This is a genomic window from Anabaena sp. UHCC 0399 (assembly GCF_034931465.1).
Taxonomy (GTDB): domain Bacteria; phylum Cyanobacteriota; class Cyanobacteriia; order Cyanobacteriales; family Nostocaceae; genus Trichormus; species Trichormus minutissimus.
On record NZ_JAYGGZ010000057.1, the window covers coordinates 12098 to 35725 of the forward strand.

Sequence of the window (23628 nt, forward strand, 5' to 3'; positions counted from 1 at the left end):
ATTTTTAGATGATTATTATCGATCGCGCTTTACAAGCTCGTGCTGCTGCTGGTAATCCCGTAAGAGTGGGGATGATTGGTGCTGGTTTTATGGGTCGGGGAATTGCCAACCAAATCATCAATTCCGTTCCTGGGATGGAGTTGGTGGCAATTTCTAACCGTAGTATTGATTTAGCTCAACGAGCTTATACAGAAGCGGGTATTGAAGAAATCCATGTTGTTAATAGTGTAGGTGCATTAGAAACTGCGATCGCTCACGGTCAGTATGCCATTACCGAAGATGCTAAACTTATCTGTCAAGCGGAAGGCATCGATGCCATTATTGAAGTGACTGGTGCAGTGGAATTTGGCGCACATATTGTCATGGAAGCGATCGCTCATCGCAAACATATTATTATGATGAATGCCGAACTTGACGGCACTGTAGGCTCTATTATCAAAGTCTACGCTGATAAAGCCGGCGTGATTCTCTCCGCTTGTGATGGCGACCAGCCAGGGGTAGAGATGAATCTTTACCGCTTTGTGAAGAGTATTGGTCTGACTCCTCTATTGTGCGGTAACATCAAAGGCTTACAAGACCCCTACCGCAACCCCACCACCCAAGAAGGATTCGCCAAGCGTTGGGGACAAAAAGCCCACATGGTGACAAGCTTTGCCGATGGGACAAAGATATCATTCGAGCAGGCGATCGTTGCTAACGCCACAGGGATGAAAGTTGCTAAACGGGGAATGTTGGGCTATGACTACACAGGTCATGTGGATGAAATGACCAATATGTACGATGTCGAACAACTCAAAGAACTAGGTGGGATTGTCGATTATGTAGTCGGAGCAAAACCCGGCCCTGGGGTATTCGTCTTTGCAACCCATGACGATCCTAAACAACAGCACTATCTCAACCTCTACAAATTAGGTGAAGGCCCCCTCTATAGCTTCTACACCCCCTATCACCTCTGCCATTTTGAAGTTCCCCTCTCTGTAGCCCGTGCGGTGCTATTCCAAGATGCGGTGATGTCTCCTTTAGGTGAACCCATCGTAGACGTAGTGGCCACTGCAAAAATTGACCTCAAAGCTGGGGAAACTCTTGATGGCATCGGCTACTATATGACCTATGGACAATGTGAAAATTCCCCTATCGTCCAACAACAAAACCTTCTACCTATGGGTTTAGCAGAAGGCTGCCGCCTGAAACGAGATATTCCTAAAGATCAAGTCCTCACCTACGATGATGTAGAACTACCAGAAGGCAGACTTTGCGACCAACTCAGAGCCGAACAAAACAAATATTTTGCCCCAGAAAAAGTTTTGGCAACAGTTAGCTAGCATCTAGATTTAATTGGCAGTATTAAGTCCAAAAAATAGCCCCCCTTTGTACAAGGGGGGTTCAGGGCATCTTAATATCATTTTCTTTTCCAATAAATGTATTTTATTGGTGATTAATTAATAAGTTTAGAGAAACTATGAAAATCGCTCTAGTGCATGATTATTTAACCCAGCGTGGTGGAGCAGAGCGGGTCTTTGAATTGCTTTGTAAACGCTACCCAGAAGCAGATATTTTTACATCTTTATATGACCCACAAAAAACTATCGACGTTGGCGATCGCATAGTTAATACAACTTTTTTGCAAAAAATTCCTGGTGCAACCAAATATTTTCGCTTAATAGCCCCTTTATATTTTCCAGCCTTTCGGGCGTTAGATTTACAAGACTACGATTTAATTATTAGTAGTAGTACCAGTTTCGCTAAAGCAGTTAGAAAACGGCAAGATGCAAAACACGTTTGCTTTTGTCATAACGTCACCCGCTTTTTATGGGATACAGAAACTTATTTACGAGAGTATAGTGATTATCGCTATTTTGCTCCATTAATTACAAAAGTATTCCAATTAATGAGAGATGTAGACCTGAAATATGCTCAAGAACCTGATATCTACATTGCCAATTCCAGCACTGTGGCTCGCCGGATTGAAAAGATTTATGGTAAACCAGCAATGATGGTTAACTATCCCATTGATACCAGTAACTTTGTTTTTTCTGATACCAAAGATGAATACTATTTAGCATCAGCACGAATGATTAGTTATAAGCGACTCGATGTTATAGTTGAGGCATTTAACTGGTTAGGATGGCCGCTATTAATCTCAGGTGATGGGCCAGAAAGAGAACGATTAGAAGCTAAAGCATTAGATAACATTAAATTTTTAGGTCATGTGAGTGACAGTCAACGTAAAGACTTATTTTCTAGAGCAAAATCTGTCATAGTTGCCGCCCTAGAAGATTATGGTTTAGTGCCGGTAGAGTCTAATGCTAGTGGTACACCAGTCATTGCTTATGGTGCAGGTGGTGTATTAGACACCCAAATACATGGGGAAACTGGAGTCTTCTTTAAAAGACAAACTCCCGAATCATTACAAACTGCGTTAATAGAGTCCGGAGGAATCTCCTGGAATTATGAAAATATCCGTAATCATGCCGTGAATAATTTTTCAGAACAAGTTTTCTTTAGCAAAGTTGAACGAATTATTGCCCAAGTTCAGTACGGAGTAATGAGTGCTGAGTGCTGAGTAATGAGTAATGAGTTTTGAGTAATGAGTAATGAGTAATGAGTTTTGAGTTTTGAGTAATGAATGAGTGTACTCTTACTCGGTACTAATGCACTTCCTACAAACCCAGTTTTGAAACTAGGCGGCCTTTCAACTCAGCACTCAGCACTCAGCACTCATCACTCACAAGTAGTTGGTGTAGCGTCTCACAGATAAGGATAGTAAACGTGGTTCAAACTAGTCTCAGTACCAATATAGTCAATTCCGCTAATGACACAGAACCAAGTTATGGACAGATTATTGCTGTATTTATTCGCAGATTTCCTTGGTTCTTAGGAGCATTTGTCACCACCATTGCTCTAGCGGCTGTCATCACTTCTAGAACCAAGCCAACCTACAGAAGTAGTATGCAGCTATTGGTAGAACCAAACTATCAAGGTAAAAAAGATGGAACTAAAGCTGACAATCTATTTCTCGAACCTGATGTGCAGATAGATACTGCCACTCAACTTAACCTGATGCAAAGTTCAGGGTTGATTCAAAAAGCAGTTGATAAACTCAAATCTGAATATCCAGATATTAGCATTGCTGAGATTAAAAGTGCTTTAGCCTTAGAGCAACTCAGAGCTAAAGACGATAATGTGGCTACAAAAATTTTCCAAGTAGACTATACAGACGAAGACCCAGAAAAGACTCAAAAAGTATTAACTGCTATTCGTCAAGTGTATGTGCAATATAACAAAGAACAGCAGGATTTTCGCCTCAAAAAAGGGTTGCAAGTTGTTAGAGAACAGTTGAGTAAAGCCAGCGAAGAAGTTAATGCAGCTGAAACTAACTTACAAAGATTTCGCAGAAATCAAAACTTAATTGACCCAGAGGCACAAGCAAAAGCTCTAGAAGATAGTTTAAACAATATTGAGCAAGAACGTCGCACTACTCGTTCTCAGTATCAAGAGGCTGTGGCCAAGCAAAAATCTTTGGAAGAACAACTTAATCGTTCTCCTAGAAATGCTTTAGTAGCTTCTCGTCTGAGTCAGTCTACTCGCTACCAAGGCTTACTCAACGAAATTCAAAAAACTGAACTGTTGTTGGCTCAAGAACGCTTACGTTTTACAGATGAGACTCCTAGCGTGCAGAAGCTGAAAGAACAACTGCAAAGCCAAAAAGAATTATTGCAACAGGAAGTAGGCAGAACATTAGGTGTTAGGTCTGCTAGTGCTTTTAATTCTGGAGAACCGCTTCTAGAACAGGGACAGTTTGGTGACATTGACCTGAACCTTGCTAGTCAACTAGTAGATACCCAGACAACTATAGTTTCTTTAACTGCCCGTGACCAAACTTTGGCACAGAAAGAAAATCAGATACGTCTGGAAATTAGACGCTTTCCGCCTCTATTGGCTTATTACAATCGGATTAAACCACAGTTACAATTTAGCCGGGAAAGGTTAGAGCAGTTGTTGCGGGCAGAACAACAACTACGGCAAGAACTAGCCAAGGGTGGTTTTAACTGGGAAGTTGTAGAAGACCCCCAAGTAGGCATGAAGTTGGGGCCAAACCTGAAGCAAAATCTCTTGCTAGGTGCAGTAGTTGGACTAATGTTAGGAGGCATCGCTGCCTTTATTCGAGAAGCATCTGATGATTCTGTTCATACTACGGCTGAGTTAGAGAAACAGGCTGCTTTGCCTTTGTTGGGAACTACGCCTAAACTACCCCCTGCTAGAACCAGAGAATCTATCATTAAATTACCTTTTGGTAAGCCAGAAATACCTGCACCTTGGACTGTTGAGGTTTTACAATCTCCTCCCCGTTGGGAATCATTGGATCTGATTTACAAAAATATCGAACTTTTAAATTCTGTCACTAGCTTAAAGTCTTTGATGATTTCCTCCCCTATGATGGATGAGGGTAAATCAGGTTTTGCGTTGGGTTTAGCGATGAGTGCAGCGCGGTTACACAAACGGGTACTGCTAATTGATGCTAACTTACGCCATCCCAGTTTGCATGAACAGCTAAATCTGCCCAATGAGCAAGGACTTTCTACCCTATTGGCTAGTGAAATCACCTTACCTCATCAGATTGGCACTCATTCTCTTGGCTCAACCTATATCGATATTTTGACTGCTGGTCCTAAACCTGCTGACCCCGCAAATCTTTTGAGTTCACCCCGGATGATGGAATTGATGAACGCATTTGAGGAGAACTATGATTTGGTAATTATCGATGCGTCACCTGTTCTGGGTTTAGTAGATGCGATGCTTACCGCTTCTTCTTGTCGGAGTGTGGTGTTGGTAGCCAGTATGGGTAAGGTCACGCGCACCCAAATTGCTGAAGCTACAGCTATGTTGACTAGGTTAAACCTCATTGGGATTGTCGCTAATGGGGTAGCTAACTCTGGTAGTACGTATGTACAGTACGCCAAAGAATATCGATTTGCACTGCAACAAGCGGTGGAGAAGTAGGGGAGTTACATCAGTTAACTGTTAACTGATGATGCCCATTAATAGTTTTGCTAGTGCGATCGCCTATTCATGGGTGCGATCGCACATATTTTTTGTTTGGGTATTGATATAAATCAAAACGAAATTACTAAAATACAGTCATATAATTTTTAGCCTTTTATGTTAATAAAACATTTCCCAAATTGACTGTTTTATTTGTAATAATTAAACTTTTTTAGTGTTAAAAATAAATCTATTTTAACTACTCAATCATTAGGTATATTTATATCAGCTTTATATTTAGCTGAAAAAATACTATCTATTTAAAGAATAAATAAAGAATTAGCCTAGATATATAGTCATTTCCACAGAGTCTTATATCCTAGAAATTGAAATTGATATCAGGTGGCTCAAAGGTGATAGTGCAATAGCTTTCTTAGATTTATTAAACCAAGTAGATAGACCTAATTAAACACAATTACAAAGTTATGAAGGTCGTAATGGGGTAAATTACCTCTACATCTCCCCAACATCCCTTATTTGTATGAGAGAAATCTAAATTTACCAGTGAACTTTCTAATTATGTTTACTACTAACATAAGTAGCTCGTTATCAAGTCATAACTGGTAGTTAGCAACTTGGGTGACTACCTATCTACTTAAAATCTAGGTTGTTTGTACATCTCAAACCCAGCAGAATTACTAAACTGAGATACTTACTGTTCATTTAATTTAAACCAGGATATTTTTACACGCAAGTATCTACAGCTTTGAGCAAAACACCAAATTACCATCGAAGTCTTTGGCATTGATAGCCTTTGATATTAGCTCAGTGATTTAATTTGTATAAATCCAAAGACATATGACAAGCACAATAGTTCCAACTTTTGATCATTACTATCCTGTAAACCCACAACAACAAGAGCCTCGTTCTTCACAATACACGCTTCAATGGCGGCGAGGTCAACTGTTGGTAAAGTCTTTCAGCAAATTACCACAGCCATATTTTCCCTCTCTCAATAATCAGCAATTATTAATAGAGTGTTTAAAACATTCACCAGTCGATTTGGTAAGTATAGATGCCAAACTTGGTAAAACTGTGTTAAGTTTCTGGGCTGAGTCTTGTGAACAAGCTCATAAACCCATATTTCTCCGCATATCCTCTGGCTCTAAATTATTCAAACGAGGTAGCCAAGGTGCAATGTGGTTGCAATTAATAGACAGAGTAATTGCTGGCGTATTGCTGCTGTTTTTGAGTCCAATCATGGCAGTATTAATGATACTCACGCAGGTTTACTCACCAGAGTCACTATTTACTCGTGAATGGCGTGTGGGAGAGAAAGGCAAATTATTTCGTGCAATCAAATTTTCCATCCCGACTCAGGAGAATAGCAAAGCTTTTGGGCTTTGGCTGCGTAAATCTGGTTTAGAACATCTACCAAAATTATGGAATGTACTGCGGGGTGAAATGAGTTTGATAGGAACGCGTTGTTGGACTTTGGAAGAGGTCATAACTCTAACAGTAATTACCAAGTCATGGGAAATGGAGACAGAATCCCAGATATTACAACTAGATAGCCAAACTCTTTAAAAGTTATCAGTTGCATTCAGTAATTCGGCGCAAATCGATCGAACTATGTTCAGTAATGTAACATTATTGTAATCGATTTCGTAGTAAGGACTTTAGTCCTTACTACAGAACTTTAATTATTTACAAAGACTTACTTATCTCAGTGAATAACTCGGTTATTTTTGTGTTTATCGTCTGATACTTTATCGCATCTTTAAATATACAAGTTTTCTTGAGAATACGTCTAGTAATTGGTAAATCTTACTGTTGCAATTAATTACGGCAGAAATTAGTTAACTAGTACAGGCTGTACATATAGCGTTTCCTACATCAGTTAGGTGAAAGCAGACAAATTTGGGTATCAGCAGACAAAGAAACGCTATATAGCAAAATTATTTTTAGAAAATACTCATGATTTTGAAAATACCTAAACCACTCGGAAATCTATTGAAGGCTACTAGCTTGTGGAAAGATAATTATTTAATTTTGCAAGAGTTAAAAAAGTTTCGCAAAATAGCAATTTTAGCCGTGATATTTTCTGTGCTAGCGGCGGCGTTTGAAGGTGTGAGTATCGGATTTTTACTTTCGTTTTTACAAAGTTTAACTAGCCCTGATACTCCACCAGTCAAGACTGGTATAGAATGGTTTGATATTTTAGTATTGGGTGCTAAAGAAGCGCAAATTAATCGCTTATATCGGATATCCTTCCTAATTTTATTCAGCACTTGGTTACGAGCAGCCTTTAATTATTTTAGCCAAGTATATACAGAATTAGCACAATTACATCTTGGCGATCGCCTGCGAAAGAGTATTTTTGAGCAACTGCAAGCTATGCAGTTGAGTTACTTTGCTAAAACTCGCTCTGGTGAACTAGTTAACACCATTACCACAGAAATTGAAAGAGTCAAGCAAGCTTTTGGCGGTTCAGCATTTTTATTCACTAGGGGGTTGACAGTCATTGTTTATTTAATCTCAATGTTTGTCATGTCCTGGCAGTTAACAATACTTTCGATTTTGTTATTTTCATTGTTAGCAGTTGGCTTATCTAATTTGAATGCCAGAGTCAGAGAAAGCAGTTTTGGGTTGTCAGTAGCCAATGGTAATTTTACATCCTCAGCCGTAGAATTTATTAATGGGATTCGTACAGTCCATGCCTTTGGCACACAAGATTTTGAGCGCGATCGCTACAACAAAGCCAGCAACCAAGTCCTCAGTTCTGCGACTAAAGTTATCGTCACCTGGACACTAGTTAGACCAATAGCTGAAGCTATAGCTACCACTGTTTTAGTCGTGATGATTATCCTAGCTTTTACTATGTTTGTAGCTCAAGGTAAGCTGCAAATTTCATCTCTATTAACCTTTTTCTTTGTATTGTTCCGACTTGTGCCATTTATTCAAGACATTAATGGTACGAGAGCATTTTTAAGCAGCTTGCAAGGTTCTGCTGATACTATCCAAAGCCTCTTGAGAACTGATGATAAGCCTTACTTTAAAAATGGCAAAATCAAATTTCATTCCTTAAAGCGATCAATAGATTTAGTATCTGTAGATTTTGGTTATAGTGCCGATAATTTCATATTGCATAACGTTACTCTGAGTATTGAAAAGGGTAAAACTACAGCTTTAGTCGGTTCATCTGGTGCTGGTAAAACAACATTAGCTGATTTGATTCCTCGCTTTCATGATGCGACCGAAGGTTATATTTATTTAGATGATATTGATATCAAGAAATTTGATATTAATTCCCTCCGGCGCAAAATAGCTGTTGTCAGCCAAGACACATTTATTTTTAACAATTCTGTTTGGAATAATATCAGCTATGGTTCACCAGAAGCTACTCCAGAGCAAATTAAAGAAGCAGCAAGCCTAGCTAACGCCTTAGAATTTATTTTAGAAATGCCCGAAGGATTTGACACCCAACTAGGAGATAGAGGTGTACGCTTATCTGGAGGACAAAGACAACGATTAGCAATTGCGCGGGCTTTATTACGTAACCCAGAAATTTTGATTCTAGATGAAGCAACAAGTGCCTTAGATTCTGTTTCTGAACGCTTAATTCAAGAGTCTTTAGAAAAGCTGTCTGTGGGTAAAACAGTAATTACGATCGCTCACCGATTATCCACCATTGCCAAGGCAGATAAAGTAGTCGTCCTAGAACAAGGACGCATCATAGAACAAGGTGGCTACCAAGAATTATTGGAAATCAAAGGTAAGCTGTGGAAATATCATCAAATGCAACATGAATCAGGTCATTTAGGCTAATTATGAACCACAATCGACTAGATTTTTTCTGAAATGTCCCTCTCAAGTAAGTACCATAAATAACCCAATGACTTTTGTAACTCCTGAATTAGATCACAATCCCTTAGTTGTAGTGTGTGGGGCAGATAACAACTACGCTATGCCCCTGGCTGTAACACTCTACTCTGCGCTGGTAAATCTAGAAAAGGGGTGTACACTCTACCTTTACATCATTGACGGCGGTATTACTGATCAGAGTAAGCAACGCATTCAGCGAGTGCTTAACGTTGAACACATTGATTTACACCTTCAGTGGATTTCTCCCAGTAATTTGACATCACTGAGTCATATCAAAACACCTGATTGGGTATCAGTCGCTACCTATCTGAGATTACTAATTCCCGATATCCTACCAGAGATATTTAAAAAAGCTATTTACTTAGATAGTGATTTATTGGTCAAGGGAAACCTAAAAAACTTGTGGAATCAGGAAATAGCTAACTATGCTTTACTTGCTTGTACTGATCTTGTGATTCCATGTGTATCTTCAAGCTTAGGCATTATTAATTACAAAGAATTAGGGCTAACGCCTGATACACCTTATTTCAACGCTGGAGTCTTGGTAATGAATTTACCAAAATGGAGAGAGGAAGAGATTAGTGAAAAAGTATGGCACTACTTCAGCGAAAATGCAGACTACGTGAGGATGGGAGATCAAGAGGGACTAAACGCTGTTCTTGCTAATAAATGGGGAAAGCTTAATCCTAAGTGGAATGTTATATCACATATTCTGTGTTATGAAAGCTGGAAAGAATCACCCTTTAAGGAAGAGATTCGTCATATCAAAGATGAACTCATCCACAAACCTGATATCGTTCATTTTGCTGGCGTAGCTAAACCTTGGAAGATAGGATGTGACCATCCAGCACAATTGCAGTGGATTGACCATCTCCAAGCCAGTGGATGGTTTCAAACTACAGAAAGTATTATCTGGTTTAGCAAATGGTTTCTGCGATATTACTCCTGGCAACTGAAAGTCTTAATTAGGAAATTGATATTTGCCCTAGGATTAGGAAAATTCTGGGAATCATTAAGGGCTTATGTACTACAGACTTAATTTGTTTGGTTCATCTGTTAAGAAATACAGGTGATAGGTGACAGGTGACAGGTGACAGGGAAAGAGTGTTTTTTTCATTTTTTGCTAGTTGGTGGCTGATATTTTGCAACATTCTTAATAATCGTCAGGTGGCAATAACAACGAAGTAGAAGTAAGGGCTTTAGCTAATTTTCAGCATTGCCCACCTGACAAAATTTACTACTCAGCACTGTTTTTTAGAAGTTATTTAGCTATTACATCTCTCGGAAGAAATTATTATGAAAGTCTCCGTTATTATTTCTAACTATAACTACGCTCGCTATCTCTCTAGAGCAATCAACTCTGTTCTATCTCAAACCTATTCAGATATTGAGCTAGTGATAGTAGATGATGGTTCTTCAGACGATAGTCGTGATGTCATCACCCAAATTCAAGCACAAGCTCCAGATAAAATCAAAGCTATCTTCCAAGCGAATCAAGGACAAGGAGGTGCTTTTAATGCTGGTTTTGAGGCTGCTAGTGGAGAGATTATTGCCTTTTTAGATGCCGATGATGTTTGGCAACCTCATAAAATTCAACGGATTGTTGAGGTGTTTAATACATCAGATGTAGTTGGTGTGATGCACCATTTGGAGATAATTGATGGCGATGACAATACAATCAATAATGCTTCTACCCAAGGGGCAAAACTGAGTGAGGATTTAGCCTCAGTCATATTAAATACAGGAAATGCTTGGTGCTTTCCTCCTACATCTGGACTAGCCTATCGCCGTGAAGCGTTACAAAAAGTTTTTCCTATCGACCCTGTTAAATGGCGGATTTGGGCAGATGGTTGCATTATTTACTGCACAGCTTTCTTAGGCAAGATTAAAACATTACATGAAAATTTAGGGAGTTATCGCATACATGGTGCAAACAATCACATCACCAAAGGTGCTGTAACTAATGAACAAGAAGCCAAATCCCAGGTAGGGATTGAGATGACCAACCAATATATTAACGACTTTTTAGTACGTATTAGTTATCCCGGAAGAGTTGACTTATCTCGCAACCTCCAGTATCGACGCACCAAGTATTATCAGCAATCTAAATGGGATAGTAACGAGGTGTGGTCAATCTCACGGTTGATATTAGGTTGGCCTTTTTACACCGGACAAGAGCGAGTATATTACCTAGCTCGGTTTTTATTTAAAAGTGCAAAGTTTTTGGCTCGTCCAACTGTTCATACGGAAAGCACAACAATTTAGTAGTAAGTCTGATTATTAGTGATGAAGATTATGAGTCAAGCAAATCCTTATCGTCCAACAATCGCACCACTTGCAGAAGGAGTTACACGCCCACTCTGGTCTGTGATGATTCCTACTTACAATTGTGCAGAATATCTGCGTGAAACTTTAGCTAGCGTGTTGGCTCAAGATCCAGGCTCTGATGTTATGCAAATTGCAGTGGTTGATAATTGCTCCACAGAAGATGATCCAGCCGCAGTCGTTGCGGAACTGGGTAAGGGTCGCGTTGAGTTTTATCGACAACCACAAAATGTTGGTCTAATTAACAACTCTCATACCTGTTTTGAATTAGCACGCGGTCATTTGATTCATCTTCTCCATAGTGATGATTGTGTGTGTGATGGTTTTTACCAAAAGCTGGAGGGAGTTTTTAGCGAAAATCCACAAATTGGTGCTGCTTTTTGCCGCAGTATTTATATTGATGAGCATAGCAATTGGCAAGGATTTTCTACTTTAGAACTGCCAGAAAGTGGTGTGTTACCTAATAATTGGGTGGAGCGAATTGCCGAGCTTTGCTGTATTTCAGTCCCATCAGTTGCAGTAGTCCGCCGTGAAGTGTATGAACATCTGGGGGGATTTGACAAACGCTGTGGCTTGAGTGGTGATTGGGAGATGTGGGTGAGAATTTTTCATAACTACCCGATGTGGTTTGAAGTTCAACCTTTAGCTATGTGGCGTAGACACTTTTTGTCTGCTACGCGAGTTAATGCTAAAAGTAAACGCTTCATTCAAGAAACCTTTGATACTGTAGAAACGATTTTTACATCTTATTTACCCAAAGCTATCAATGGCAAAATTCACAAAAAAGCCAAGCTCAATTGTGCATTTTTATCTTTAGATTTAGCGAAAGCCTTGTTAGCTCAAGATGAAATGTCTGAAGCGATCGCGCAAATTAAAACAGCACTCAAGTATAGTTTTTCTTTCCCTGTGATGAGAGCGGTGGGTAGAATCATCCTCTGGGATGGGACGCGATCGCTATTAAAAAGATTAACTGGTACTCCAAGACATAAAACAAAAGCTACTTCCGAAGCTTTCAGCTATCTGAAATCGTCTTAGAGAAACACTTATAAGACTTACGTAATAGTTCTAATTTAACTTAGTCACAAAGGTCACTAAACAATGCGAGTATCTGTTTGCATCACAACGAGAAATCGCCCTCAATACTTAGAAAATTGCCTGCGATCGCTATGGGATTCTGATACTAAGCCTCACTCAGTAGTTGTATCAGATGATTCACCTGATTTAGAAGTACAAGAGCGCAATTATCAGATTGTTCAACAATATCCTCACATCACCTATCTGACCGGCCCCCGAATTGGTGTTTGTGCTAACCGTAACAATGCTGTAAATGCCATTCTTAGCTCTGAAACTGACTTCGTAGCTTTTATTGATGATGATATTTGTGTAGAACCAGACTTTATTACGCGTGCGATCGCGCAATACACAGAAATATCTCCAGAACAGAGAAATTCTACCATCCTGTCGGGCATCAGTCACAGTCCTGAAGGATGTGTAATGGCTTCTGGCAAGTTGTCTTTTCGAGGCTATTTCTGTGCTAGTGACATACCTGAAACAGTAGCAATTCATGCCACTATTTTCCCTCGTCAGTTTTTTGACCAAGAACAGTGGGATGAAAATATCTTTTTTGGCTACGAAGATGCAGAATTATGTTTACGGGCTTTGAAGCGGGAATACAAGATTTTACACTGCCCAGAATTACGAGTGCTGAATACTGGGGACAACGGTAAAAGTTCTTTGATGGTGTCGGACATCGGCACTTTAACTTACTACGAAATTTCTATAGAAGCAGCTAGGCTCTACGTCGGCATTAAACGCTATAAAAATTTATTTCCTAATTTGTTAAAGCTAGCGGTTTTTTGTTTCGTATATTTCTTGCATATGACCGTATATCTATGGAGACGCAGCTCACTGCAAGCCTGGCCAGAAATTATCCGTCGTTCCCATGTTGAAAGGTTATGGCAGTCGTCTCAATTGAAGTGGGGATGAGGGGAATAGCCCTCTTTTATCACTTTCGGGAGAGAATAATCTGGAATGCTTACAGCATAAGACTTTTACCAAAAACCATGATTTCAACCATTGTGTTAGAAAATAAACGCTCAAATGCCCGTTCTATCTACAGTTCAAGATTTGGCTTTGATTTTTATTTTCCCAGAGTAACAAAAGAGGGATAGAGGAGCAGGGAGCAGCGGGCAGGGAGCAGAGGAGATTTTATCCCAGTCCCCAATCCCCAATCCCCAGTCCTTTTATAACAGGATATTTAATTGTGAAACTATGTATTGTTACGCACAATGTAATTAAAGGTGATGGTCAGGGACGGGTCAACTATGAGATTGCTTTAGAAGCAATTCGTCGTGGTCATCACGTTACTTTATTAGCTAGTCAGGTAGCTTTAGAACTAGAGCAGAGTGACCAAGTTAATTGGGTTGCTATTCCGGTGAAAGGATTGCCAACGGAATTACTCCGCAATATCATTTTTGCTATTTTTAGTACAAATTGGTTGCGTAAACATCGCGCTGAGATTGATTTAGTCAAAATTAATGGTGCAATTACTCATGCTCCTGGTGATGTAAATGCAGCGCATTTTGTCCATAGTTCTTGGTTAAAATTCTCCTCTAGTAAGGCGGCACCGAAGTCACGCCGAGTTTTATATAACTTTTACCAGTGGTTGTACACAGCTTTAAACGCACGTTGGGAAAAAAAGGCTTTTCGTCAGGCACGGGTTGTGGTGGCGGTTTCTAATAAAGTGGCAAAGGATTTGCAAGCTATTGGCGTATCACCGCAGAGTATTCAGGTGATTGTTAATGGTGTGGATTTGCAGGAATTTTCACCAGGAAATAGCGATCGCCTGCAATGGGATTTACCTGAAGGAGTCCCCCTAGCATTGTTTGCAGGGGATATTCGACTCTCTCGCAAGAATTTAGATACAGTCCTCAAAGCCTTAGTACAAGTTCCTGATTTACATCTAGCGGTAGCGGGAATTACGGAAGGTAGCCCATATCTTCAGTTAGCGGAATCTTTGGGATTAAAAGAGCGCGTGCATTTTCTAGGACTGCGCCGTGATGTTCCCGACCTGATGAAAGCAGTAGATTTTGTCGTGTTTCCTTCACGATATGAGCCTTTTGGCTTGGTAGTGATTGAAGCGATGGCTTCCGGTTTACCTGTGATTACCGCTAGTAGTACAGGTGCAGCCGATTTAGTAAAACCTGAAGCTGGGATAGTTTTGGCAGACTCAGATGATGTGGAAGGTTTAGCCAAAGCTATGTTTTCTTTGTCGAGCGATCGCCATTTAAGACAAACAATGGGTGAATCGGCTAGAGCGATCGCCACACAACATAGTTGGACAAGAATGGCACAGTGCTATGTGGATTTATTTGAGGAGTTAAAGAACTGATGAAAATCACAGTAATCGTTCCCACTTACCGCCGTACCCAAGACCTAGCACGCTGTTTTGCAGCACTACAAAAGCAAGCGCGGCCAGTTGATGAGGTAGTAATAGTAGTCCGTGATTCCGACTTTGAAACTTGGCAGTTCCTCACCAGCTTTGACCCGCAACTTTTGCCATTACGCGCTACCACAGTCAGCATTCCGGGCGTAGTAGCAGCAATGAATGCTGGTTTGGATGTTGCCCAAGGAGATATTATCGCCTTTACCGATGATGATGCTGCTCCCCACAGTAATTGGTTAGCACATATTGAAGCCCATTTTCTCGCAGACGATCGCATCGCTGGAGTGGGTGGACGCGATTGGGTATATCATGGCAAAAACTTAGAAGATGGAGTTTGCCCAGTCGTCGGTCAAGTGCATTGGTTTGGGCGCATCATTGGTAATCACCATATAGGTATAGGTGCGCCGCGTGAGGTGGATGTCCTCAAGGGAGTCAACATGAGCTTTCGCCGCGCCGCTATTCAACAACTGCATTTTGATCGGCGGATGCTTGGTACAGGCGCACAGGTTCACTTTGAGGTAGCTTTTTGTCTCTCCCTCAAGCGGGCTGGTTGGAAACTCATCTACGATCCCCAGGTGGGAGTCAATCATTATCCAGCGCAACGATTTGATGAAGATCAACGCCACCAATTCAATCCCATTGCTGTAGTTAATGCTGTACACAACGAAACTTTAGCATTGCTAGAACACTTGTCGCCCTCTCAAAAATTAGTATTTTTGTTCTGGGCAACATTCGTCGGCACAAGGGACGCTATGGGTTTTATCCAATGGTTACGCTTTCTCCCCAGTGAAGGCCTGTTAGCAGGACAAAAATTACTAGCCTCTTGGCGCGGTCGTTGGCAAGCTTGGCAGACTTGGCAAGGGTGAGAAGACAGAGAGTAGGGGGCAGGGAGACAGTAACTAATGTCCAATGCCCAATTACGAATTACGAATTATTTGGAGATTTTCAGTGGTTCAGATACATACGCTTCCCAATAGTCCACCGAAACAAAACTTGAGTTTTGGAAAGCAACCGCCGTTAGCTTGGGCGGCTATACTATTCCTCGTGCTGTTTTCAGCAGTGTGCATTTTCGGAGGTGCGGCTGGCATTCTGCGGACAGCTTATGTGATTATTTCCTTCGCTATTGGTATTTTCCTATATGTGCGATACCCCTTACTTTACACAGGTTTTACCTGGTGGATTTGGTTTGTAACGCCGTTTGTGACTCGTTTAGTTGATTATAAGAGTGGTTGGGACCCTACGCGTTTTATGCTAGTGTCGCAATACTTGGTGACATTATTAACATTACATACTTTTTTAAAAGAACTGCCGAAGTCACTGCGCCAAGGCAGTTTACCCTTTGTTTTAGCATTCCTAGGGGTGTTTTATGGCTTTCTCGTAGGCATAATTAAAACATCACCCTTTACTGCGGCGCGGGGACTTCTAGATTGGTTAACTCCTATTACTTTTGGTTTTTACCTATTTATCCACTGGCGAGATTATCCCCTCTACCGTCGTACCATTGAGCGTACTTTCCTCTGGGGAGTTTTGGTGACAGGAATCTATGGAATTTACCAGTTTTTAGTTGCTCCTGAGTGGGATGTATTCTGGCTAGTAAATACAAAATTGACTAGCATGGGTGATCCTGAACCGTTGAAACTACGCATCTGGAGTACGATGGCTTCCCCTGCACCCTATGCAGCTATGATGATGGCCGGGTCACTATTATTATTTAGTAATAAAACATTTCTTCGGATTCCGGCTTCTGCGATCGCTTACTTGGCTTTCTTGCTCACAACAGTCCGGACATTATGGGGCGGATGGTTTATAGCATTTATTACTTTTATCACTTCATTAAAGGCACACCTGCAAATGCGCCTTTTTATCACTATTTTGCTCATGGCAATTTGTATAATTCCACTAACGCAAATAGAACAATTCTCTGAGACGATCTCTGATCGGTTTGAAACGTTTTCTCAGTTGGAGAAAGATGACAGTGCTAAAGTAAGACAAAAAATATATGAAGATGGTCTTAATAGTGCTTTAACTAATGGTTTAGGTAACGGTGTAGGTAATACTTTTATTGTTAATAAAAAAGGTATCTTAGAACCGATTGTAATTGACAGTGGCATTCTGGATATGTTCTTTACATTAGGTTGGTTTGGAGGTGTCTTTTATTTAGTAGCAATATTTATGGCGTTTGCAAAATCGTTTCAATATTCTGAATACCGTTTTGATACTTTTATGGCTGCTTCTAGAGCTATTAGCCTCGGTATGTTGTCAACACTATTAGGCAATAGTGGGATGTTGGGAATGCCTGGTATGGTGCTTTGGGGTTTTATAGCTCTGGCTATGGCAGGGCATAAATATCATGTACGTTCACGAATCGATTAGGGACTGGGGACGAATGAAAAAGCAGGGGAGCAGGGAGCAAGGGAGCGGGGAAAAAATCACCTGCCTCTTATCAAGTGTGTAGTAGTCTATCAAGTTAGTTTTGAGGGTTCGTAGTAAGGACTTTAGTCCTGATTTTTCTAAGGACTAAAGTCCTTACTACGAACTTGCTTATGCCTCAATTCACATTTGATGACCTAGTAGAGACGTAGCAATGCTATGTCTCTCTACAACATTATTTTTCACCAGATATCTAGTATAGTTAATTGCTTTTTCAAGACGCGATAAATCGCGTCTCTACATGAGGGTTTTGTGCCTCGATTTTTTAGATTTTGGATGGCATCTCAATATATGTTGCTGAGTTCTTGGCAATCAACTCACCATATACTACTAAAGTTTCTTGATTCACACGCCCAACGGTCAGCCATTCTAGATTTTGTTGTGCTTGCTTCTTCCACTGGTACAGTCTATGAGGATTCCTGAGTAAGTCTGCTAAAGCTTTTGCTAGAGCCTGACTATCTTTAGGTGGAACTAGGATACCTGCCTGTCCACCATCTAAGGCTTCAGGAATACCGTCTACGTTAGTGGCAACAATAGCACAACCGGCTTCTCTAGCTTCTGGGATTACCAGTGGGGAGGGGTCACGGTGGGAGGCGAGAACAAAGATATCAGCTGCTAAGAGGTAACGTTGCGGCTCTGGCTGAAAACCTTCAAAATGGATGCGATCGCTAAAACCTGTTTTTTGGGCTTTGTCTGCAAAAGTTTCTCTGTCTGGGCCATTGCCTACCAAATAGAGATGTGTTTGGGGAAATTCTGCGGCGATTTGTACGAAAGCATCAATTAACTCACTAATGCCTTTGCGTTGATACATCCCGGCTACTGTAGCGATCGCTGGCTGTTGTAATTCTACAGGCTGGTACTCTTGAATATTACGGGTGCGGACGCTACCTAATGTCCCATTAGATATCACCCGTAATTTATGCTCTGGAATCCCCCGCCGTGCCATTGATTTAGCAACCGCCTTGCTGACAGCAATTACCCGATCGGCTATTCCCATCAGTACCGCACTGCTTTGGAATTCGTTGTGTACTGTGGCAACTAAGCCATAACTATCAGCAGCTTTGAGAAATCTCCCTAATACAACCCCTGTCATCATATGAGCATGGACAATATCCGGCTGAAATTCTTTGATAATGGCTCGATAACGTCTAACCGCATTAATTAAATTGATTGGTGTCCTCGTTTGATCTAATTGAAAGTGCTGGACACCATAATTTGCTAATAATATTTCATATTCTCCGCCAGCAGATGCAACAGCCACTTCATGACCGTTTTTTGCTTGCAGACAAGCTAAGTCTACAGCTACATTGACGATGCCGTTACCAATTTCTCGGACGTGGTTCAAAATATGTAGTACACGCATTTACTTGCCAGTGTTTAGTTACAGTTTGAATGAGTAAAGAGTGCTGAGTGCTGAGTGCTGAGTGATGAGTAAGGAGTAAGGAGTGCTGAGTAAGGAGTGCTGAGTAAGGAGTTTTTCTCCCCCTGCTTCCCCTGATCCCCCTACACCCTCACTCTTCACCCCGGTAGGCGATACATCATCACTTTGCCTTTGGCATTTTCTTCTACAAATACTAGATACTCACCATTTGAGCGTTGAAAAGCACGGATGCCATAGGGTATATCCACCCAGCCACTTTCTCCGTTGACTTCTGGGCCTGGTTTCAATATTTGTAGTTGTTTTCCTGTGGTGGCGTTATAGGCATAAACTTCCGCCATTTTACTAGCTACTGCAAAAACTCTGTCTCCTGCTACATCCATTGATTTGATATGCAGTTTGGGGCTAGTGTTGGTTTCATAAGGCAAGGCTATCCGCCAACGTAGATTTTTTTTCTTACTCCAGTTGTCGTAGCGAACTATCTCTGTACCAACTAACCCCCAATCACCATCTAAGTTGGGGCGATCGCTTGTATACCCTCCCAGATACATAACATCCTGTTTGGGAATATACTTAATCCTGGTTAGGGTTTTGAAAGGTGCTGGCATGGGTATTCTTTCCCCAGTACCTTGACCATAAATCGGACAACCATGAGTGTCTAATTTCTGATAAGGATAATGTTTGATGTAGCCAGCTTCGGCTGCTTGCCAAATATCTCCTTTGCTGTCAACTTCCCAACCCCAGACAGAAGGATCTTCTTCACCTAGAGTTTTGTATTCATTGCTTTGAATTGAACCATCACCATTGACATCTCGCCATAACCAACTACCGTTTTTGGGTTGATTAGCTGGCCAGTTGAGATGGTTCTTGCCAAATATCCCGCAAGGAACGGCAATTTCACCATCAAAACGGTAAATTAATAGACGTTCTGCCATCATTTCTGAGGAGAGATAAAGTAACCTTTTTCCTCCAAGGCGGCGGACGAAGGCGGCTGTGGGTGTGGTATGTAGTCTGCCATCATCGGGATAGCGGAATTTATCTAGGGTATATGCTTTATATGTCCATTCTTTGCCGTTATTTTTGCTGTAGTCCATGACGAAGTGTTCATTTTTAGTAAACACATCTTTACCGTCACTATCAGGATCGGTATCGGCATTATCTACGAATTGCAAACCCAGTAAACGCCACTGGAGTTTTCCTGATGGAGAGAACATCCTTAAATCTGCACCAGTGCTATTGAAACCATTATTGCTAATATAGATATTACCTGCTGTATCTGTACCGACTCCGGTAATACCGTAAAGTTTTGAATCTTTGATTTCACCACGAATCCCGCTATAAATGCCGCCTTTATCGCCAAACGTGCCAATCTGCACTGGTTTTTTGGCAATGTTGTAAATTAATATTTGCTGACGCTGGTTATTTTCTGCAACTAACAGTTTATCTTGTGGAGTTACTGCGATCGCCGTTGGCTGCACTACATCGGTAATCTGTTGGGGTAATTGCTTGCCTTGGGGGGTATAACGTACAATTTTGGCAGCAGTTTTATTCTTTTTGTTTTGAATAATCCATAGATTATTTTGCCGATCAATAGCGATCGCACCTGGATTCGTCACGCTAAAACTGCGTAGTTCCTGCATGGTGTCGCTGTTGTAAACCCGGATGCGATCGGTAGCTACATCACTTACATATAACTCGTTACCGATAGTTGCTAATCCAGTGACTTCATTTTTTGTATTGATAATGAGCATACTCTTATCCCAACCACGCCCCCCAGCAAATGGGGCTGGTTTGCCAGATAAGGTATAGCGTCTGACACAGTACCAAGTCGTTCCCTTGGGGGGATAATCATCCTCTGGTTTCCCTTCAGGTGATTGCTGCATACCTACATAGAGGTATTGTTTATTGGCTGTAATTGCTATTCCTCCCAGCCTTCCCCAGCCATGTAAGTCATCAACTTTACCGATGACATCACCATTCTTATAAATACCTACTTCCCTACCAGCTTCATCCCAATGACTGTTGATATAAACTGTGCCATCTGGGACAACATACATCCCAGCCATTTGAATCTGTACCCACTTTTTACCGCTAAAGGTATTACCCAGCCAAGATGTTTTGTAAGCTGGTTTTGCTGATACCTGATAAGTAGTGGCTGGTACTGTATTTAAAGTCCCAGATATGGGATTGCCTATGGGAGCAACAATCACTGCCATAGCTAAGACTAGTATAAAAAGATATATTTTTAAACCACGAAAATTTCTATTACGAGAGAGTTTATTGATATATTGACTACAATTTTGATACAAGTTACTCAACTGTGTTCCTAATCTTTTTTCCATAGTTAGGTTGATTTTTAAATTACTTTTAATTCATCAATACCTACAGTTCAAATAAACTATCAATTTTTTATTGATTTGAACCTGATGAATTCTATTTCTGGTAGAACACGTACATAAGCTAACAGATGATTAATAGGTTTTTATTATATTCACTAGATTTTTATCAAAAACTTACATTTTTTTAAAGACAATATTCTAGGAATATTTTTCATGTATTAATATTTACTATGTAGGGTGCGTCAGTGCGATAGATTCTAACTACACCAAAAAAATACTTATCCTGACGCACCCTACTAACTTGGGATAATTGATTTTTTGGAATTCCCTTACATCTCCTTCTTGTGGAACACTCATTTACAAACCATAGATAGATTCTATCTTCTGTATTTTTCAGTATTATCAGCTACGATTGATGAGTGAGGAAACTGAATGAATGTTGAGATATCTGCACTTTTGGAGAAAGTGCAAAAAATGTTTAATGGCTTCATAGCCTTACTACCGAATATCATCCTGGCGTTAATTGTATTTGCAGTATTTATTTTTATAGGTAGGCAAATTAAGCGTCTAGTCAAACGCTTAACTCGTCATCGCCGTTATGCTCGTAATTTGGGTATGGTGTTGGGAAGATTAGCACAAGGTGCTACGGTTTTAGTGGGGTTATTTATCTCCTTATCTATTGTGATTCCTTCACTCAGAGCAGGGGATTTGGTGCAGTTGTTGGGAATTAGTGGGGTAGCAATCGGTTTTGCATTTCGGGATATTCTGCAAAATTTTTTAGCGGGTATTTTAATTTTATTGACAGAGCCTTTTCAAATTGATGATCAAATTGTTTTTAAAGGCTTTGAGGGGACAGTAGAAAATATTGAAACACGGGCTACCACTATTAGAACTTATGATGGTCGCCGGATTGTCATTCCTAATTCTGAGTTATTTACTAATTCCGTGACTGTGAATACTGCCTTTGAGCATCGGCGATTGGAATATGATATTGGTGTTGGCTATGGGGATGATTTAGAGCAGACTAAGCAGTTAATGCTGGAAGCTATACATAGTGTAGATGTAGTGTTAAAAGATCCAGCCCCAGATGTATTGGTGATGGAACTGGCTGAAAGTACCGTGAATATCCGTGCTAGATGGTGGATTAAACCGCCTTTTAGGTTAGATGCACTAGAGTCACGGGATAAAGTCATCTCTGCAATCAAGCAAAAACTGTATGTGGAACATGGCATTGATTTGCCCTATCCTACCAGACAAATTTTATTCCATGACCAAACCGAAGAAACAGACGGCGATCGCTCCCGTCAACGTGAAGGATGGCCTGCGGGTAAGACAGAAGTTCCCAAACCTCGCAGTATTAGCGGTTCGCTGCGACGGTTGGCTGAGGGGGGTAACGGTAAAGTAGACACTCCCACAGCCAAGGAACAGTCATGAATAACGTGCGGTTGAGAAAGTTATGGGATGCACTCCATTCTAGCTACTGGTTTTTACCCAGCTTGATGGTTTTGATGGCGATCGCTCTATCATTTATTATGCTCACCCTTGATCGCTCCATCGGGTTTGGGGATTGGAATTTAATTTATACAGGCGGCCCCGATGGTGCCAGAGAGGTACTTTCCGCCATCGCCGGCTCGATGGTAAGTGTAGCGGCTACAGCTTTCTCAATTACTATTGTCGCACTGCAACTAGCGGCTGCTAACTTTGGCCCCCGATTGCTACGCAATTTTATGCAGGACACAGGTAATCAAGTAGTATTAGGTACATTTATTGCTACCTTTATTTACTGCTTACTGGTACTGCGGACTATCTACGGTGAGGACTATAACCCGTTTGTCCCCCATTTGTCGGTGACATTTGGCATTGTGTTAGCTATCTTCAGTATTGGGGTGTTAATTTACTTCATCCATCACGCCTCAACAATCATTCAAGCTTCCCATGTGATTCATAGTGTGAGTGAGGATTTCAACAAAGCCGTTGATCGTTTATTCCCCGAAAAAATTGGCATAAGTCCACCACCAAACCAACAACATACAGAATTACTTCCCGATGATTTTGAGTCCTTGGCTTGTCCGGTTGGTGCTAAACACAGTGGTTATCTGCAATTTATCGATGACGAACAATTACTGAAGGTTGCCTGTAAGCATAATCTACTACTACGGTTGGAATTACGACCAGGAAAGTTTGTGATTGAAGATAGTATTCTCGTCCTGGCTTTCCCTGGTAAACGAGTCAATCAAAAACTTATTGATGAAATCAACAAAGCTTTTATCTTGGGTAGAGAACGCACCGAACAGCAAGATGTAGAGTTTCCGGTTAATCAGTTGGTAGAAATAGCAGTACGTGCGCTGTCTCCGGGAATTAACGATCCTTTTACGGCTATCCGGTGCGTTGATAGATTGTGTGCGGGGATGTGCTATTTAGTCCAAAGAAAATGTCCTTCACCCTATCGTTATGATCGCGATCGCCAATTACGCATCATCGCTGAACCCGTCACCTTTGCTGGAGTGATGGATAGTGCTTTCAACCCCATTCGCCAGTATGCCCGTACTGATGCAGCCGTGACAATTCATCTTTTAGAAGCGATCGCCCACATTGCCCAGTATACCCACAATCCCGAATACCTAGCTGTCCTGCGTCGTCATGCTGACATGATTGAACGGGGAGGAAAAGAAGGATTACCAGAACCACAAGACCGCCAAGACTTGCAAGAAAAATATCTCAGCGTCATTCAAGCTGTAGAGCAAAATCATTGGATTTCAACCAATTACTAATTCGTAATGGACTAACGTCCATTACGAATTGTTAACAATTCCCCATGTGGTATGTAAAATGGTCAGCATATT

16 protein-coding genes are annotated in these 23628 nt (G+C 40.9%); 14 read left to right on the top strand and 2 right to left on the bottom strand.

The features are described 5' to 3' along the window. The first annotated feature begins 8 nt into the window (after window positions 1–8). The 12 genes from VB693_RS24160 to VB693_RS24215 all read left to right on the top strand — a co-directional run bounded on the left by VB693_RS24160 (window position 9) and on the right by VB693_RS24215 (window position 17011). Window positions 9–1322, top strand: coding sequence for an NAD(P)H-dependent oxidoreductase (locus VB693_RS24160; RefSeq protein ID WP_323268485.1), 1314 nt, complete (start codon window positions 9–11; stop codon window positions 1320–1322). 137 nt (window positions 1323–1459) lie between these two features. Further along, on the top strand, window positions 1460–2563 hold the full coding sequence (locus tag VB693_RS24165) for a glycosyltransferase (protein ID WP_323268486.1): 1104 nt from the start codon (window positions 1460–1462) through the stop codon (window positions 2561–2563). Between the two features lie 206 nt (window positions 2564–2769). Further along, complete coding sequence (locus VB693_RS24170) at window positions 2770–5001, top strand: polysaccharide biosynthesis tyrosine autokinase (RefSeq protein WP_323268487.1); 2232 nt, start codon at window positions 2770–2772, stop codon at window positions 4999–5001. Between the two features lie 840 nt (window positions 5002–5841). Continuing rightward, window positions 5842–6570, top strand: a complete 729-nt coding sequence (gene hepC / locus VB693_RS24175; protein ID WP_323268488.1) for a heterocyst development glycosyltransferase HepC — start codon at window positions 5842–5844, stop codon at window positions 6568–6570. A gap of 390 nt (window positions 6571–6960) precedes the next feature. Next, window positions 6961–8811 carry a heterocyst formation ABC transporter subunit HepA gene (hepA, locus tag VB693_RS24180; RefSeq protein ID WP_323268489.1) on the top strand — a complete coding sequence of 617 codons (1851 nt, stop codon included), beginning with the start codon at window positions 6961–6963 and terminating at the stop codon, window positions 8809–8811. Between the two features lie 67 nt (window positions 8812–8878). Next, window positions 8879–9907, top strand: a complete 1029-nt coding sequence (locus VB693_RS24185; protein ID WP_323268490.1) for a glycosyltransferase family 8 protein — start codon at window positions 8879–8881, stop codon at window positions 9905–9907. A gap of 257 nt (window positions 9908–10164) precedes the next feature. Next, entirely contained in the window at window positions 10165–11133 is a 969-nt protein-coding gene (locus tag VB693_RS24190; RefSeq protein WP_323268491.1) for a glycosyltransferase family 2 protein, read from the top strand. 30 nt (window positions 11134–11163) lie between these two features. Beyond that, on the top strand, window positions 11164–12228 hold the full coding sequence (locus VB693_RS24195; protein ID WP_323268492.1) for a glycosyltransferase: 1065 nt from the start codon (window positions 11164–11166) through the stop codon (window positions 12226–12228). A 63-nt stretch (window positions 12229–12291) separates the two neighbouring features. Next, window positions 12292–13179 (top strand): glycosyltransferase family 2 protein, encoded by an 888-nt coding sequence (locus tag VB693_RS24200; protein WP_190695568.1) that lies wholly within the window; start codon window positions 12292–12294, stop codon window positions 13177–13179. A gap of 277 nt (window positions 13180–13456) precedes the next feature. Further along, window positions 13457–14584, top strand: coding sequence for a glycosyltransferase family 4 protein (locus VB693_RS24205; RefSeq protein ID WP_323268493.1), 1128 nt, complete (start codon window positions 13457–13459; stop codon window positions 14582–14584). Next, window positions 14584–15504 carry a glycosyltransferase family 2 protein gene (locus VB693_RS24210; protein ID WP_323268494.1) on the top strand — a complete coding sequence of 307 codons (921 nt, stop codon included), beginning with the start codon at window positions 14584–14586 and terminating at the stop codon, window positions 15502–15504. The genes VB693_RS24205 and VB693_RS24210 overlap by 1 nt, the downstream gene beginning before the upstream one ends. Window positions 15505–15547: 43 nt before the next feature. Further along, a complete protein-coding gene (locus VB693_RS24215; RefSeq protein ID WP_323268495.1) occupies window positions 15548–17011 on the top strand; it encodes an O-antigen ligase domain-containing protein in 1464 nt (487 codons plus the stop codon). A 322-nt stretch (window positions 17012–17333) separates the two neighbouring features. Here the strand turns inward: VB693_RS24215 and VB693_RS24220 are convergent, their stop codons facing one another. Further along, window positions 17334–18431: a glycosyltransferase gene (locus VB693_RS24220; protein WP_323268496.1), complete on the bottom strand. Its 1098-nt coding sequence runs from the start codon at window positions 18429–18431 to the stop codon at window positions 17334–17336. A gap of 155 nt (window positions 18432–18586) precedes the next feature. Next, window positions 18587–20788 (bottom strand): hypothetical protein, encoded by a 2202-nt coding sequence (locus VB693_RS24225; RefSeq protein WP_323268497.1) that lies wholly within the window; start codon window positions 20786–20788, stop codon window positions 18587–18589. 429 nt (window positions 20789–21217) lie between these two features. Here VB693_RS24225 and VB693_RS24230 point away from each other — a divergent pair, with 429 nt between their 5' ends. Both VB693_RS24230 and VB693_RS24235 read left to right on the top strand, forming a co-directional pair. Continuing rightward, a complete protein-coding gene (locus VB693_RS24230; RefSeq protein WP_323268498.1) occupies window positions 21218–22219 on the top strand; it encodes a mechanosensitive ion channel family protein in 1002 nt (333 codons plus the stop codon). Then, on the top strand, window positions 22216–23556 hold the full coding sequence (locus tag VB693_RS24235) for a DUF2254 domain-containing protein (protein ID WP_323268499.1): 1341 nt from the start codon (window positions 22216–22218) through the stop codon (window positions 23554–23556). Before VB693_RS24230 ends, VB693_RS24235 begins: the two co-directional genes overlap by 4 nt. Window positions 23557–23628 lie beyond the last annotated feature (72 nt).

Bases quoted from the DNA above. Each gene is read 5' to 3' on its own strand.
- VB693_RS24200 (WP_190695568.1), top strand. From the start codon at position 12,292: ATGCGAGTATCTGTTTGCATCACAACGAGAAATCGCCCTCAATACTTA.
- VB693_RS24190 (WP_323268491.1), top strand. From the start codon at position 10,165: ATGAAAGTCTCCGTTATTATTTCTAACTATAACTACGCTCGCTATCTC.
- VB693_RS24195 (WP_323268492.1), top strand. From the start codon at position 11,164: ATGAGTCAAGCAAATCCTTATCGTCCAACAATCGCACCACTTGCAGAA.
- VB693_RS24235 (WP_323268499.1), top strand. From the start codon at position 22,216: ATGAATAACGTGCGGTTGAGAAAGTTATGGGATGCACTCCATTCTAGC.
- VB693_RS24230 (WP_323268498.1), top strand. From the start codon at position 21,218: ATGAATGTTGAGATATCTGCACTTTTGGAGAAAGTGCAAAAAATGTTT.
- VB693_RS24220 (WP_323268496.1), bottom strand. From the start codon at position 18,431: ATGCGTGTACTACATATTTTGAACCACGTCCGAGAAATTGGTAACGGC.
- VB693_RS24165 (WP_323268486.1), top strand. From the start codon at position 1,460: ATGAAAATCGCTCTAGTGCATGATTATTTAACCCAGCGTGGTGGAGCA.
- VB693_RS24185 (WP_323268490.1), top strand. From the start codon at position 8,879: ATGACTTTTGTAACTCCTGAATTAGATCACAATCCCTTAGTTGTAGTG.
- VB693_RS24210 (WP_323268494.1), top strand. From the start codon at position 14,584: ATGAAAATCACAGTAATCGTTCCCACTTACCGCCGTACCCAAGACCTA.
- hepC (WP_323268488.1), top strand. From the start codon at position 5,842: ATGACAAGCACAATAGTTCCAACTTTTGATCATTACTATCCTGTAAAC.
- VB693_RS24215 (WP_323268495.1), top strand. From the start codon at position 15,548: ATGCCCAATTACGAATTACGAATTATTTGGAGATTTTCAGTGGTTCAG.
- VB693_RS24160 (WP_323268485.1), top strand. From the start codon at position 9: ATGATTATTATCGATCGCGCTTTACAAGCTCGTGCTGCTGCTGGTAAT.
- hepA (WP_323268489.1), top strand. From the start codon at position 6,961: ATGATTTTGAAAATACCTAAACCACTCGGAAATCTATTGAAGGCTACT.
- VB693_RS24225 (WP_323268497.1), bottom strand. From the start codon at position 20,788: ATGGAAAAAAGATTAGGAACACAGTTGAGTAACTTGTATCAAAATTGT.